This window comes from Gimibacter soli, from assembly GCF_028463845.1.
Classification (GTDB): Bacteria; Pseudomonadota; Alphaproteobacteria; order Sphingomonadales; family Kordiimonadaceae; genus Gimibacter; species Gimibacter soli.
This window is the reverse complement of record NZ_CP116805.1, coordinates 187,730-201,646: the sequence shown is the minus strand read 5'-3', so window position 1 is coordinate 201,646 and position 13,917 is coordinate 187,730. Positions and strand designations below refer to the sequence as shown.

The 13,917-nt window shown below is 61.8% G+C and carries 13 protein-coding genes; 5 read left to right on the top strand and 8 right to left on the bottom strand.

Features of this window, described 5'->3' with window-relative positions; all coding sequences use genetic code 11:
* Positions 1-141 precede the first annotated feature (141 nt).
* A complete protein-coding gene (locus tag PH603_RS00930; protein ID WP_289504039.1) occupies positions 142-2,397 on the bottom strand; it encodes a methyl-accepting chemotaxis protein in 2,256 nt (751 codons plus the stop codon).
* Positions 2,398-2,634: 237 nt separating this feature from the next.
* On the opposite strand from PH603_RS00930, the gene PH603_RS00925 reads away from it, so the two are divergent.
* A complete protein-coding gene (locus PH603_RS00925) occupies positions 2,635-3,843 on the top strand; it encodes a BaiN/RdsA family NAD(P)/FAD-dependent oxidoreductase (protein ID WP_289504038.1) in 1,209 nt (402 codons plus the stop codon).
* Between the two features lie 21 nt (positions 3,844-3,864).
* On the opposite strand, the gene PH603_RS00920 is transcribed toward PH603_RS00925, so the two are convergent.
* From PH603_RS00920 to PH603_RS00900, 5 genes are read right to left on the bottom strand one after another with little or no spacing between them, the layout of a single operon-like run.
* The gene (locus PH603_RS00920; protein WP_289504037.1) at positions 3,865-5,799 is read right to left on the bottom strand and encodes a serine hydrolase domain-containing protein; all 1,935 of its coding nucleotides are present in this window, start codon (positions 5,797-5,799) and stop codon (positions 3,865-3,867) included.
* Positions 5,800-5,849: 50 nt separating this feature from the next.
* Positions 5,850-6,851 (bottom strand): dipeptide epimerase, encoded by a 1,002-nt coding sequence (locus tag PH603_RS00915; protein ID WP_289504036.1) that lies wholly within the window; start codon positions 6,849-6,851, stop codon positions 5,850-5,852.
* Between the two features lies 1 nt (position 6,852).
* Positions 6,853-7,875 carry an N-acetyltransferase DgcN family protein gene (locus PH603_RS00910; RefSeq protein ID WP_289504035.1) on the bottom strand — a complete coding sequence of 341 codons (1,023 nt, stop codon included), beginning with the start codon at positions 7,873-7,875 and terminating at the stop codon, positions 6,853-6,855.
* 12 nt (positions 7,876-7,887) lie between these two features.
* Positions 7,888-8,973 carry a YkvI family membrane protein gene (locus PH603_RS00905; RefSeq protein WP_289504034.1) on the bottom strand — a complete coding sequence of 362 codons (1,086 nt, stop codon included), beginning with the start codon at positions 8,971-8,973 and terminating at the stop codon, positions 7,888-7,890.
* A 5-nt stretch (positions 8,974-8,978) separates the two neighbouring features.
* On the bottom strand, positions 8,979-10,535 hold the full coding sequence (locus tag PH603_RS00900) for an amidohydrolase family protein (protein ID WP_289504033.1): 1,557 nt from the start codon (positions 10,533-10,535) through the stop codon (positions 8,979-8,981).
* Between the two features lie 191 nt (positions 10,536-10,726).
* Between PH603_RS00900 and PH603_RS00895 the strand changes: the two genes are divergently transcribed.
* Positions 10,727-11,413, top strand: coding sequence for a GntR family transcriptional regulator (locus tag PH603_RS00895; RefSeq protein ID WP_289504032.1), 687 nt, complete (start codon positions 10,727-10,729; stop codon positions 11,411-11,413).
* Positions 11,414-11,416: 3 nt separating this feature from the next.
* Here PH603_RS00895 and PH603_RS00890 read toward each other — a convergent pair whose 3' ends face one another.
* Positions 11,417-11,896: a MarR family winged helix-turn-helix transcriptional regulator gene (locus tag PH603_RS00890; RefSeq protein ID WP_289504031.1), complete on the bottom strand. Its 480-nt coding sequence runs from the start codon at positions 11,894-11,896 to the stop codon at positions 11,417-11,419.
* 116 nt (positions 11,897-12,012) lie between these two features.
* On the opposite strand from PH603_RS00890, the gene PH603_RS00885 reads away from it, so the two are divergent.
* Genes PH603_RS00885 through PH603_RS00875 form a run of 3 tightly spaced genes read left to right on the top strand, consistent with a single transcriptional unit; the run spans position 12,013 to position 13,456 of the window.
* Positions 12,013-12,423 carry a VOC family protein gene (locus tag PH603_RS00885; RefSeq protein WP_289504030.1) on the top strand — a complete coding sequence of 137 codons (411 nt, stop codon included), beginning with the start codon at positions 12,013-12,015 and terminating at the stop codon, positions 12,421-12,423.
* Positions 12,424-12,445: 22 nt separating this feature from the next.
* Positions 12,446-12,802, top strand: coding sequence for a DUF1428 domain-containing protein (locus tag PH603_RS00880; RefSeq protein WP_289504029.1), 357 nt, complete (start codon positions 12,446-12,448; stop codon positions 12,800-12,802).
* A 3-nt stretch (positions 12,803-12,805) separates the two neighbouring features.
* On the top strand, positions 12,806-13,456 hold the full coding sequence (locus tag PH603_RS00875) for a glutathione S-transferase family protein (RefSeq protein WP_289504028.1): 651 nt from the start codon (positions 12,806-12,808) through the stop codon (positions 13,454-13,456).
* A gap of 71 nt (positions 13,457-13,527) precedes the next feature.
* Here the strand turns inward: PH603_RS00875 and PH603_RS00870 are convergent, their stop codons facing one another.
* Entirely contained in the window at positions 13,528-13,863 is a 336-nt protein-coding gene (locus tag PH603_RS00870) for a PilZ domain-containing protein (RefSeq protein WP_289504027.1), read from the bottom strand.
* Positions 13,864-13,917 lie beyond the last annotated feature (54 nt).

Sequence of the window (13,917 nt, the reverse complement as noted above, 5' to 3'; positions counted from 1 at the left end):
AAGGATAGCGATCAGGAGGGGCCTTTCGGGGCCCCTTTCCTTTTGTGTGCCAGCACGCCTTCGGGGACTGGTGCCCGCAAAAAGAAACCGGGCGGCTCCGATATCGGGGCCGCCCGGTTTTGTTTGTTGTGTCTCTGGCCGTCAGGCGCGAATGGTGGAGAGGAAGTTTTCCACCTGTTCGCGCAGCTCGATCGACTGCTGCGACAGAAGCTGGGCGGCAGACAGAACCTGCGTGGCGGCTGCCCCGGTCTGGGTTGCGCCTTCGCTCACTTCGTGGATGTTCGAGGTCACTTCCTCGGTGCCGGTCGACACTTCGCCAACGTTCCGCGCGATCTCCTGCGTCGAGGCATCCTGCTCTTCCACGGCCGAAGCGATGGAAACGGCGGTGCTGTCGATCTCGCCGATGATCGACTTGATCGCGTTCATGGCGTCCACGGCAAGCTTGGTGGCCTGCTGCATGCCGGAAACCTGATCGCCGATTTCCTTCGTTGCGTTGGCGGTCTGGTTCGCGAGGCTCTTCACCTCGCTTGCCACAACGGCGAAGCCCTTGCCGGCGTCACCGGCGCGGGCAGCCTCGATTGTCGCGTTGAGGGCCAGAAGGTTGGTCTGCTCGGCGATATCGTTGATGAGGTTCACCACGTCGCCAATCTTCTGGGCGGCGTCCACCAGCTGGGCGATATCGGTCGAGGCCTTGTCGGTGCGGTTCACCGCATCGCGGGCCGATGCCGAAGACTGGTTGGTCTGGGTGGTGATTTCACGCACCGATGCCGACAGTTCCTCGGCGGCCGAGGCCACCATCTGGGCGTTGGCGCTGGCTTGCTGGGCGGCGCGGGCCACCACATCCGATTTGCCCGAGGTATCCTCGGCGGTTTCGGCCATGCGGCGGGCTGCGCTTTCCATTTCGGCGGACGAGCGCGAAACGCCTTCCACCACGGCCATGACCGACGCCTCGAACTGGTCGGCAAGCTCGAGCATCGAACGGCGGCGTTCCTCGCGGGCGACGCGTGCCTGTTCTTCCTCGCGCTCGCGGCGGGCTTCCTCGGCTTCGCGAGCCTTGCGTTCCTCTTCCTCGCGGCGGGCACGCTCTTCTTCCTCGCGCTGGCGCTGGTGTTCTTCAAGGCGCAGACGCTCGACGGCGTTTTCCTTGAAGATCTGCACCGAACGGGCCATGTCGCCCATTTCGTCATTGCTGTCAGCGTTCGGGACTTCGACGTCAAGATTGCCGTCAGCAAGCACCATCATCGTGCTCGAGAGCTCGTTGATCGGTTTTACCACGCGGCGCAGCACGACCCAGAAGGAACCGGCGCCAAGTACTGCAATCAGGACAAGGATAAGGAGCGACGTGATGAAAGCTGTGTTGGCATCGCCGAGCAGCTCTTCGTTCAGTTCAAGCGCGAACTTGTCGGCTTCGGCGCTCATGGCCAGAACCGGGGCCGAAGCCTTGTTGGCGGCAGCCACCCATTCCTCGGCAGACATCGGATAATTGATGATGGTGATGGTCTTTTCGGTGAAATCGTCCATCACTTCGGTGCGCGTCGTGGCGGTATCGGATGCCGCATAGATGCTGTCGCGTACGCGGGTGAAGTCCTCGAACAGACCTTTTTCGATGGAGCCGATCTTGCCGCGGATGCTCTCGGGCAGCTGGCCCGAACCCGCAAGGCTCTTCACCTGTTGCCAGCCGGCGTCAACCGAGCCGCCATATTTGGAAACGAGCAGGAGCTGGATATCGCCGATCTTTTCAACGGCTGCGATGCTTTCGCCGATCGAGGCGCTTTCGCGGGCCGAATATTCGATCATGAACCACAGCTGTTGCTTCAGGCGAGACATCGCCACGATGCGGCTGTTGTCGATGCTGTAGGCAGTTTCAAGCGCGCCGCGAAGTTCGGCAGCGGCGTCGATCAGGTCACCAAGCGTGTTGAACACGGTGCGGGTGCGCATCTGGCGCGCTTCCTTCACCTTGCCCAGCTCGTCGGCGAGCGGTGCTTCAAGGTCGGCATAGGCCTTGTAGGCTTTCTGGAACTTGGCGAGGGCGGCTTCGCGGCGATCGAACGGCGGCAGCACTTCCATATCGGCAAGTGCCGTTTCGTAGGCACCGTTCACTGCGCGGCGCTGGGCCTGCACATTCTTGAGGAAGCTTTCAGGGGGAATGCCTTCGAAGCCGAGGCCGGTAAGGGCGGCGGTACGTTCGCCGGCCACGGCCATCTTGAGCTGGGCCAGGTCATCGACCATGCGGTTCACTTCCATGGAAAGTTCCGCCCTTGCGCGGTTGTCCATGGCTTCGAACATCATGTTCACCGTCAGTCCACCCACGGCAAGCATGAGGAGCGCGGTGCTGACGATCAGCAGGTTGCGGATACTGAAAATACGGGCGTCGGATTTGGCGTTTTGCGTGCTCATGAGCGCAGCAACCCCCTCTGCTTTAGGCTGGAAACTATACACGGCCCGAAAGGGCCCTTGTGCCCCTGTACACCATCCAGCTTAATAAAATACAAACAGACGCTTCTCCGAAACTCGGGAGCTCGCGGCAATGGTCAATCGGATACTAGCGTCTGCACCGCCTTCTTCAACCCAATCCTTTCATTCCTATGGCTTTGCCGCTAGAAAACCGCATCCCGGTCCTTGAAGGAGCGCGTCATGCCCCCTGCGCCAAAAAATTTTGATGCCGTCATTGTCGGTGCAGGTGCCGCGGGCCTGATGTGCGCGCAAGCGGCAGCGGCGCGCGGCCTGCGGGTTATTGTCCTTGAGCGCAGCGCCAAACCCGGCGCCAAGATCCTGATCTCGGGCGGCGGGCGCTGCAACTTCACCAACGAAGAAGCGGGACCAGCCGCCTATATTTCAGCGAACCCGCATTTTGCCAAATCTGCCCTTGCGCGTTACACGCCCCATGACTTCATGGACCTTCTGGCCAGACACGGCGTCACCTGGCACGAGAAAAAGCTCGGGCAGTTGTTTTCGGACGCGGGTGCAGGGCGCATCCTTGAAATCCTGCTTGCCGAGTGCGCGGCGAACGGCGCCGAGATCAGAACCGGGGTGGCCGTCAACAAGGTGACGCAGTCGGAAGACGGCTTTCTTCTCGAAACCGGGATGGGGCAGGTGGCGACGAAAAAGCTGGTGGTCGCCACCGGCGGGCTATCGATCCCCAAGCTTGGCGCTACCGGCTGGGCCTATGATATCGCCCGCCAGTTCGGCCTCCCTATCGTGACGCCCGAACCGGCCCTTGTGCCTTTCACGTTTGCCGCGGGTGACCTCGCGCTCATGAAGCCGCTTGCCGGTGTCGCGGTCGATTGTCGGGTCTCGATCGGCAAGGCTGCCTTCCGCGAAAATCTGCTGTTCACCCACCGGGGCCTGTCCGGCCCGGCAATCCTGCAGATTTCAAGCTACTGGTCGCCCGGCGCGGCGGTGCAGATCGACCTGTTGCCCGACATGGCGGATGTGGAAAGCGCCCTGAAGGCCGAGCGGCAGGCGCACCCCAAACAGATGCTGAAAACATGGGCCGCCCGCCAGTGGCCGGAACGGTTCGCCACCGCCTTCGTCGATACGCTGGTGGGCGATACCCGTGCGGGCCACGAGCCGCTTGGGGGGCTTTCTTTCGCTGAAACCACCCGCATCGCCACGCTTGCCAAAAGCTGGATGATCACGCCGACCGGCACTGAAGGCTTTGCCAAGGCGGAAGTCACCAGGGGCGGCGTGGCAACAGACGGCCTTTCCTCCAAAACAATGGAGGCCAAAGCGGTGCCCGGCCTCCATTTCATTGGGGAATGTGTCGATGTCACCGGCTGGCTTGGCGGCTATAACTTCCAGTGGGCATGGGCCAGCGGCTGGGCGGCGGCAGAAGCGCTTTAGGCCCCTGCCGCCATCCCTTCATCAGTTGGTCGCGTACTGGAAGCCCAGAATGTTCCAGTAGTAATAGAAGACGACCATATAGACGGACGCGAGCGCCACGAGCGTGTAGTGGACGCGGCGGCCAAGGCGCCAATAGCCCTGCTTCCATGCCTGCACGGCGTGATAGATCACACCGATGGTGAGGAGCGAGGCGAGGATCGGCAGCACCAGATTGGCCTTGAAGGCGAACGGGATGCCTTCAAACAGCGTTTCCTTGTAGATGCTGATGACGATCACGAGGCCAAGGACAAAGAGCCAGTTGGCACCCGCCACCGCGAGCGAGAAGCGGATGGCTGCGCGCTCGCCCGGCTGCATCGTCTTGTATTCGCGGCGGCGGTAAAGCCAGCCGGTGAAGACGGTCAGGAACAGGATGAGCGCGAAGCCCGGCACAAGCTGCTTGAAGAATTTGGATTCAAAGGCCGGTGCCTTGCTCAGCGACATGAAGGGCAGGCCGTCGATATACAGATCCTGCACATTGCCGTTGGCATCCTCGATGAAGGCGATGCGGCGCTGGCCGTCAACCTGACGGAACAGGTTCTTGTCGATCTCCACATATTGCTGCGGACCCCAGAGACCGGCGAGGAAGAGCGTGCCTTCGCCCGTCGGTGCCACTTCCACATCATTCATGAGGACGGAAATGGCCTTTTCGATCGTGCTCGCATTGTGGCGCCAGAATTTGTAGGAGCCGGCATAGCGCGCCGCGCGCTCGTCAAAGTCGGCGGGCGGCGTGAGTTTCGCCAGTTCCACCGGATAGTAGCGGTCGTAGAAGGTCTCGACGAAGGTGTTGCGGCCCTTGGTGTCCGAGCCCGTGGCGTAGGATACGAAGATGCCCAGCTGCTCATCCTTGTCGATCAGCATGTTGGTGTGGAATTGGTTGGTGTCGCCGCCGTGGCCGATCAGCCGGTGGCCGTTCAGATATTCCTCATAGAAACCATGCGCCATGCCGCCAAGGCGCTTGTCGCCCTGGAAGATCACCGAATGCATCTGGCGGGCGGTCTCGGGCTTCAGGATGCGGGCGCCATCCAGCTCGCCGTCCTGCAGGTGCGCCATCATGAAGCGGGCCATGTCGGTCGCGGTCGAGGAGACCGAGCCTGCGGGCGCAAAGCCGGCGATTAGTTCGAACCGTTCGGGTTTCAGGGCGCCCATTTCGCGGCTGTAGCCAACGGTGCGGCCATCCTTCAGGCGCTCGGGCAGGGGTTCGTCGAACGTGGTGCGCTGCATGCCAAGCGGATCAAGGATGTGGGTCTGCACATAGTCGTTGAAGGGCATGCCCGAAACATTCTGCACGATGAGCCCGGCAAGGGCCGTTGCATAGTTCGAGTAGGACGTATAGGCGCCCGGCTTGTTGACGCGCATCGGGATATGCTTCGCCATTGCATCCTGCAGCGACAGCATGTTGTCGGTGTCATAGCCGATGAGGAAGCCAAGCGCGCCGTCCTCGAAACCCGCCGTGTGCGTCAGGATATGGCGCAGGGTGATGGGCTCGGGGAAGGTTGCCGGAATCTGGAAACCGGTGAGATAGGTATTCACATCGGCATCAAGGTCAAGTTTGCCCGCTTCCACCTGCTGCATCACCGAGGTCCAGGTGAAGAGCTTGGAGGTGGAGCCGATGCGGAACGTTGACAGCTCGGCGGTGGCCGGCACGTCTGCCTCGATATCCTGCATGCCATAGGCGCGGGCGAAGATCACCTCGCCGTCCTTGACGACCGAAATGGTCGCTGCCGAAATTTCCATGGTGGCGAGCTGGGTTGCCAGCATGCCATCGACGAAGGTGGCAAGCCCCGGATAGGGTTCAGCCGCGGCGGGCGCTTCCACCGCCGGTGCAGCTTCCGCGACTGGCTCCTGTGCCATGACAGCGCCGGGCAGGGCAGCCGCCATGCCGAACGCCGCGAATAGGGTGCGTATCCTCTGTTTCATCGGTTTCCTCACTTCTTCCCCGGGGTCGTCGCCCCGTCCCTGTTTATCATTCACCCCCAAAGTTCAGCCGGGGGCACCTCCACTGTGCCGTCAGGGCCGTAGGCCAGGGCGGCGTCAACGTCCGCTGCCAACAGGAGCGGTCCGTCGATATCCACAAAGTCGCAGAACTGGGCGATCACATAGGACGGCGCCATCGACAGGGACGAACCCGTCATGTTGCCGACCATCAGCTGTTTGCCATCACGGCGCGCAAGGCCGGCGAGCGTCAGCCCCGCCGAAAGCCCGCCGCATTTATCAAGCTTGATATTGATGACATCGTAGCGCCGGGCCGCCGCTGCATATTCGCTGGCGTCAAGGCAGCTTTCATCGGCGCCCAGCGGCACGGGCGAGCGGTAGCCCTCGAGTGCCTCGTCACCGCCGCGCGGCAGGGGCTGCTCGATCATCGCGATGCCGAGATGCGCGCAGGCGGGCGCATATTCCTGCAGCTCGTCAAAGGTCCAGCCCTGGTTCACATCGATGATGAGGCGGGCATCCGGCCGCGCCCGGCGGATGGCGGCGAGCTTGCCGACGGGATCATCGGCATCAAGCTTGATCTTGATGTTGGGGTAGCGACCGGCGGCATCGGCGTTTCGTGCCATCTCGTCCGCACTGCCGATACCGATGGTGAAGAAGGTCTGGCGGGTTTTGAACGGGATGCTCAGCCGTTCCCAGACACGCACACCGGTCTCCTTTGCAGCAAGGTCCCAGTAGGCGCAATCGAGCGCGTTGCGTGCCCCGCCGGCGGGCAGGATATCAAGGAGGCTTTCATGGCTGAGGCCGCGCTCGACCAGCGGTGCGACCTCCTCCAGCTGTTTCATCATCGTGTCGACCGTGTCGTCCAGATAATAGACGCCGTTGCCTTCCCCGCGACCCGAAACGCCGTCGGCTGTCAGCGTCACATGCACGGCATCGGTTTCGGTGAAGGTGTGGCCGGTGATCGTGAAAGGCTTCTTCAGCGGGAAGGAGACCTTCGTGATCTCGACCTTCAAGGGGCCCAGGGGCGCATCATGCATCTTACGCGACTTTCAGTTTGCCGAGACGGGCGACAATGGCATCGGTGCCGGTCTTGAGGGCGTCCACACACGGCAGGCCGAGCCGGTCCGAAAGGTCGGCGAGATATTTGCCGCGCTCGTCCGCCGACAGCGAGGACGTATTCACGCTGACCCCCACGCAGGTGATGTTCGGGTTCGTCAGCTGGCCGATCAGGATGGTGCGTTCGATCACCGCTTCGATGGTGGGCAGGGGGAAATCTTCCCAGCCCTCGATATGGGTGCGGCCCGCCTCGTGACAGACGACGAAGGCATCGGGCTGCGAGCCAACGAGCAGCCCCATGGTGACCGCCGAATAGCCGGGGTGGAAGATGCCGCCCTGGCCTTCGATCACGTCCCAGTGGTCGGCGTCATTGTCGGGCGACAGAAGCTCGGCAGCGCCCGACACGAAATCGGAAATTACGGCGTCGATCGGCAGGCCCTGGCCGGCGATCATGATGCCGGTTTGCCCCGAGGCGCGGAAATCGGCCTTCAGGCCGGCGCGCCGCATGTCTTTTTCAAGCTGCAGGGCGGTGTATTTCTTACCGACGGCGCAATCGGTGCCGACGGTGAGGAGGCGCTTGCCGCTGCGCTTCTTGCCCGTGCCGACGGGCAGGACGGCGGGCGGGACGCGTACGTCGATGAGGGACGCACCCGACTTGGCAGCGGCTTTCGCCAGCCGTTCGATATCGGCGAGCCGCGAATGGACGCCGGCGACGATATCAAGGCCGAGAAGAACAGCTTCTTCGAGGATATCGAGCCAGTCATCAGGGATGCGCCCGCCGACGAGCGCGGTGCCGATCACGAGCGAGCGGATACCGGCAGCCTTGGCTTCAGCCACCGTCATGTCGGGCAGGCCGAGGTCCAGCGTGCTGCCGGACAGGCGCAGATGGCCAAGGCACAGCTCGCGCCGCCACTCAACAAGGCCGGCGCCGGTTTTGGCGTAGGTCGGGCGCGATTCGCTGCCGGTGAAGATAAGATAGGGGGCTTTGAGTTCGACAGTTTTCACTTTTCTTTTCCTTCAGGTGGTCGGTGCCCGGAACGCCCGCCATACCCCTTTGGTGAGGAGCGGCAGGACGAGGACGCCGATGAAAACGAGGGTGAGGAAGCCGTAGCCGCGCGCGATCAGGTCGATGATGCCAAAGGAGGTGCCGGCAAGGATGGCGGCGGCAATCACGACGACAGCGACAAGCGGCCGGGCCTGCCGGGGCAGGCTTTTTCCGGCTTCGGTAAAATTGCTGTCCAGCCGTTCGTTGACGGCATGGAGAAGGGCGGTGCCGGTTTCGACAAAGGTGCCGAAAACAACGATCTGAAAGAGGAGGCCGAAGCCGGGCACGTCAAGCGCGGCCATCAGGGCGGCAGCGGGCACGGGCTCGTCCCCGATGGCCGGGTAAAGCGCCATCATGGCGATGAAGAATAGAACCGCCGGGATCACGGCAATAGCACCGGCGAGCAGGCCGGAAGTGACGGTCTCTTTGCGGCTTGTCTGCCCCTTCACGGCAAACAGCACGGCGGGCAGAACGGCGAGGTTATAGCCCGCGTAAAGGATGCCACCTTTGAGCCAGCCCTCACCAGCATCCGCGCTTTCGTAAACCCCGGCGATGGTGTCGCCGAAATGGGTGAAGGCGAAGATAAAAAGGAGGATGTAAACGGCGTAAAGCACGAAGGACCAGAAGGCGAGGACGCGCTTGATCGTCTCGGTGCCATAGAAGGTCAGAAGGGCAATGAGCGCCATCAGGGCAATGGTGCCCGCAAGCGGCGGCAGGCCGAAGCTGAGGGAGACCAGCTCCCCGGCGGCGGACGCGATCACCGACATGATCAGGAGGAGAAGCGCCATGAAGGCAATCTCGAACACGACCCAGCCACGCCCCAGAAGCTCGCGGCAGAAATGCCGGTAGTCATAGGCGCCGGTGACGCGTGCAAACTCGAAACCCGCTGCCAGCACGATCCCGAAGCAGAGCCCGGCAACAAGAAGGCCAAAAAGCCCGCCCATGGGCCCGCTTGCGAAGAAGAACTCCACAAGCTCGCGCCCCGTGGCATAGCCGCCGCCGATGACGACGGACTGGAACATCAGCCCCGGCAGCAGATATGTGCGAAAGGCGCTCATGCGGCTCACTTTGCCTTCACGGTATTGCGCACCGGCTTGCCGGGCAGGGCGTTCGTATCCACCACGCCGTCGTTCACCAGCACGGTCCCGTTGACGATGACATGGCTGAAGCCGGTGGAGGTGCGGCCCGGATGGTCAAAGTCGGCCTGTTCGCCAACCGTCTCGGGGTCGAAGATCACGATATCGGCGTCAGCGCCCTTCTGGATGCGGCCTTTCAGCTTCATCTGCGGGACGGCGTCTTCAAGGATATGGGCAGGGCCGTAGCTGACGCGGCGGATCGCCTCGATCAGGCTGACGGCTTTTTGCTCGCGCAGATACAGGCGCAGGAAACGGGCATAGGTGCCGGCGCTGCGCGGATGGCTCCATGCGTTTTCAGGAAGCGGCCAGGTTTCCTGCGGGATCGGCTTGCCGTCCACAATAAAGTCACCACCGTCCGAGGCGATCACGCCGCCGGGGAACAGTACCGATTTCGACAGGATGGCCATGTCTTTGGGGTCGGAAAGTTCGATGAAATGGATGACGGTGCCGGTGGCCGGGGCCTCGGCCTGCAGGCGGGCAAACTCTTCTTCCGTCAGTCGCTTGCCGTTCACATCGAAGTTGGAAGCATCGACCCCGCCAAGGCGTTCGCGCCAGCGTTCCTCGCGGAACATGGCGGCCCCGATGCCGGTCGCCCCGGCGCCGTAAGGGTAGGCTTCTGTCGTTACCTTCAGGCCTTGGCTCTGTGCGTTCGAGATCAGGTCAGCGATGATATCCGTGTCGCGCAGGCTGATCGAATTCATGTGAACGATATGGGTGTGCGCGCCGGTGCCGGCGGCAGCTGCCACGATTTCCTGCATGCCTTCAAACGAGCTTTTCGGCTCCAGCATCGAAAGATACCGGGCGTGGGTGAAGGTGGGCATCCCGCGCTCGGCCGCCAGCTTGTTGACGGCGAAAAACTCCTTGTGGCCGGTGCCGGGGGCATAGCCGATAAGGATGCCGACACCGAGCCCGCCTTCATCAAGGCCCTCTTTCACCATCGCGGTGATCTTTTCAAGCTGTTCGGGGCTTGCCACTTCCTGCTGCCAGTCGGGGCGGGCGAAAGCTTCCTCGAACCAGGCGAGATCGTCCTTGGGTTCAAGATTGGCGAAGGTGGCGATGCGGGCATTCGCCCAGTTGACCGACGCGCCATAATTGATCGGGCGGCCCTCGCTGGCGAGACGCTTGTAATAGTCGCCGACCGGCAGCATCCCGGCTTCAAGTTCAAGTGCCGTGGTGACACCGTCCAGCGCCTGCACGCGGCCGGCAAGGATGCTCTGGCCGTGGGCATGCATGTCGATGAAGCCGGGGCTGACGACGCGGCCTTTGGCATCGATCACGCGGGCACCCTTCAGGGCCTTTTCGCTGACGGCGGCGATCCTGTCCCCCTTGATGCCGACGTTGCGCACTGCATCGAGCCCGGTTTCGGGGTCCACCACCCGCCCGCCTGAAATGACGATATCGTAGGTTTCAGCGGCCTTTGCGGGTGCAAGGCCGGCAAGCGCGGCAAGGGTGCCGGCCATGATCAGGCGGTTCAGCTTTTTCATTGTTTCCTCCGGAGCCCATTCCACTTCGAAGGCGAGTTTAGCTGCATTAATATCCAATACAAGAAGATTATGGCTGTGTTATATGTGTATATAGCAGCCTAAATCGGCTGTGAGGCGACTTTCCCTGTTGTAAGCAGGCGCCGAGGGGCTATAGAGGACGGACACGACCGAGCCCGCAGGAAAGGAATGACGTGCAGACGGACGACTTGCAGAACGAGGATGCCCGTGTGGCCTATGAGGCCATCATGGATGCCATCGTCACGCAGAAGCTGGCGCCGAGCCAGAAGGTGTCGGAAAATATCCTGAGCGATATGTTCGGCATCAGCCGCACCGTGGCCCGCAACCTGATCGAACGCCTGATCGCCAAGCATTTCCTCGTTTCCGTGTCCCCCCGCGTCACCATCGTGGCGCCCTTGACCCTTCTGGATATCAAGCAGAATTTCACGCTCAGAAAGATGCTGCTGCCCTCGATCTTCTCGCTGACCGGCCCGCGTGCCGATTTCGAGAAACTGCACCGGCTGAACCGCGAGATAGAAGCGATGAAGGCGATGAAGGACGACGAAACCGCCCTTGCCTTCCTCAAGAAGAACAAGGAAATGAACCTCGCGCTGTGTGAAAATGTCGGCTACCCGCTGATGCTTGATTGGGTGCGGCAGCTGGAGGATATCGCGATGCGGATCTACTGGCTGTATCTGAAGACCGAACAGGGACTGCCTTATTCAAGCGAGCAGCAGGGCATGACCATCGATGTGATGAAAAGCGACGAGCCCGGCCGGATCAAGACCGTGATCCATGACATGCTGGCGCAAACCGAAGAACGCATCCTCGCCACCATTTTCCGGAACGAACAATTCTATACGCAGGACCTGCGGCTCTGACGCTTACTCGTTGCCGAACGCCAGGGCCATCAGGCCGGCGCGCATGGCATCCGCGGGACTTTCGGGCGGAAGCTCGTTTTCCAGTGCTGCATGCTCGCTGCGCCAGATCGGCACCGCTTTGGCGAGCACTGCCCGGCCTTCGTCTGTCAGGCTGAGAAGCCGGCTGCGGCGGTCGTTCGGGTCCGGCGTGATGGCGAGAAGGCCTTTTTTCTCCAGCGGCTTCAGGGCGGCCGTCAGCGTGGTGCGGTCCATCGCCAACAGCTGGGCGACCGGCCCCATCGGGGCAGGGTGTGGGCGATTGAGTGACATCAGCAGCGAAAACTGGCCATTGGTGATGCCAAGGTGCCGGAAGGCGTTGTCAAACCGCCGGGCCAGCGCCCGTGCGGCGCGCTGCACATAAAGGCAAAGGCAGGCGTCCCGCACCTCAAGCGTGGTGCTGAAGGGAACGGGGTTATCCAGGGTGATGGCTTCGATGCTTGACATGATCCAATTATGTTGATATCAACGTATTTGTCAAGCGCAAAAGTGGGGCGTTTGGCCAGTTTTCCGTTGAAAAACCAGCAAAAAATCCCGGTCACGACAGCCAAGGAGAAAACCTGATGGCCCGCATGAATGCCGTTGTGCATTTTGAACTTCCCTATGACGACAGAAGCCGCATGGCGGCCTTTTACACCAAAGCCTTCGGCTGGCAGACGACGATGCTCGGCGAAGAGATGGGCAATTATGTCCTCGCGGCTACTGCGCCCTCGGGCGAGATGGGGCCGATCGATCCCGGCGCCATAAATGGTGGCTTCCACCCGAAGATGCCAAATGCCGATGCGCCCTCCGTGGTGATCGAGGTGGACGAGGTCGAAACAGCGATGGAGGCAGTGGCCGCGGCTGGTGGTATAATCCTCGGCGAGCCGATGGATATCCCCGGCGTTGGCCGCTATGTGCCTTTCACTGACACCGAGGGTAACCGCCTCAGCATGCTGCAGCCGCTTGGCGGTCCGCGCGAATGCGGCAATTGATCAGGGACAAGGGAGACAAAGAATGACCTATGTTGATGGATATGTACTGGCCGTGCCGAAAGCCAAGAAACAGGCCTATGTCGATCTCGCCCGGATGGCATCGGTCGTGTTCAAGGATCACGGGGCCCTTTCGGTGGTCGAATGCTGGGCGGATGACGTGCCCGAGGGCAAGCTGACCTCGTTCCCGATGGCAGTGAAATGCGAGGAAGGCGAGGAAGTCGTTTTCTCATGGATCACCTGGCCGTCCCGCGCCGCCCGCGACACTGGCAACAAGGCGGCGATGGAAGATGACCGTTTCAAGGATATGCCGATGAGCGATATGCCCTTCGATGGCAAGCGCATGATCTTCGGCGGTTTCAACACGATTGTGGAGGCCTGAACCATGACCAAACGGACAGTTACCGCCTTCAAATGGGTGCCGCCCTTTGCCAAGGGGCTGGTGCGCGACCTGCGCGTGCGTTGGGCGCTTGAGGAGGCCGGTCTTCCCTATGATGTTCGCCTGATCAGCCATGAAGAGAAGGAATCACCGGAATACCGCGCCCTGCAGCCCTTCGCGCAGGTGCCGGTCTATATCGAGGATGGTGTCGACCTTTTCGAATCCGGCGCCATTGTCCTGAATATCGCCGAACAGTCGGAAACCCTGCTGCCGAAGGACCCGAAAGCGCGGATCAAGGCGATCAGCTGGATGTTTGCCGCCCTCAATTCGGTGGAAGGCGTGGTGCAGCAGCTGGCGACCATCGACCTGTTCTATCCGAACGAAGCGTGGGCCAAGGAACGCCGCCCCGAGGTGGTGACGATGATCGAACGCCGCCTTGCCGCGGTCGCCGACCGGCTGGGCGACAAGGATTATCTGGAAGGCAGTTTCTCGGCGGGCGACCTGTTGATGGCGACCGTCCTGCGGATCCTGCGGCATACCGATCTGGTGGCGGGTCAGCCGAAACTTGCGGCCTATCTTGCCCGCTGCGAGGCCCGGCCTGCTTTCCAGAAGGCATTGGCCGGTCAGCTCGCTGATCTTGATGAGGAAGCCGCGTAACGAGCGGACCACCGACCCGGGCGCCCTCCGCCCGATACAAGCGCTCCGGCCATCCCCCGGGGCGCTTTTTTTCAGGTTTCGTCGGGAAGTTCGGGTTTTTGCGAAAGGTCGGCGCCCGCTGTTTCCGCATAGCGCTTCAGCTTGATGTCGGGACCGATCACCAGCCCCATGCCGAAGGCACCGCTGCCGACCCAGCGCACTTCGCCGGCAAACTCGCCAAGACCTTCGATCATCAGGAGGGCTTCGTCGCCGACTTTCACGGGCGCGATGCAATGTACGAGCGTGCCGGCAAGCGCCACATCCTGCACCTGGCAATCATACTGATCGCCGGATTCCAGCGTCAGTGTGCCAACCCATGCAACGTCGAGCCGCTCGTCCCGGCGCTTGTCATCAGCGCGGTCAATCATCAACCTGTCCCCCTTCGGCCTTGATTTTCGACACGCTAACCTTTTTTCTGCTTG

Excerpts from the sequence above, each read along its gene's own strand:
- PH603_RS00930 (WP_289504039.1), bottom strand. The coding sequence starts at position 2,397 with ATGAGCACGCAAAACGCCAAATCCGACGCCCGTATTTTCAGTATCCGC.
- PH603_RS00925 (WP_289504038.1), top strand. The coding sequence starts at position 2,635 with ATGCCCCCTGCGCCAAAAAATTTTGATGCCGTCATTGTCGGTGCAGGT.
- PH603_RS00920 (WP_289504037.1), bottom strand. The coding sequence starts at position 5,799 with ATGAAACAGAGGATACGCACCCTATTCGCGGCGTTCGGCATGGCGGCT.
- PH603_RS00915 (WP_289504036.1), bottom strand. The coding sequence starts at position 6,851 with ATGCATGATGCGCCCCTGGGCCCCTTGAAGGTCGAGATCACGAAGGTC.
- PH603_RS00905 (WP_289504034.1), bottom strand. The coding sequence starts at position 8,973 with ATGAGCGCCTTTCGCACATATCTGCTGCCGGGGCTGATGTTCCAGTCC.
- PH603_RS00900 (WP_289504033.1), bottom strand. The coding sequence starts at position 10,535 with ATGAAAAAGCTGAACCGCCTGATCATGGCCGGCACCCTTGCCGCGCTT.
- PH603_RS00890 (WP_289504031.1), bottom strand. The coding sequence starts at position 11,896 with ATGTCAAGCATCGAAGCCATCACCCTGGATAACCCCGTTCCCTTCAGC.
- PH603_RS00885 (WP_289504030.1), top strand. The coding sequence starts at position 12,013 with ATGGCCCGCATGAATGCCGTTGTGCATTTTGAACTTCCCTATGACGAC.
- PH603_RS00880 (WP_289504029.1), top strand. The coding sequence starts at position 12,446 with ATGACCTATGTTGATGGATATGTACTGGCCGTGCCGAAAGCCAAGAAA.
- PH603_RS00875 (WP_289504028.1), top strand. The coding sequence starts at position 12,806 with ATGACCAAACGGACAGTTACCGCCTTCAAATGGGTGCCGCCCTTTGCC.
- PH603_RS00870 (WP_289504027.1), bottom strand. The coding sequence starts at position 13,863 with ATGATTGACCGCGCTGATGACAAGCGCCGGGACGAGCGGCTCGACGTT.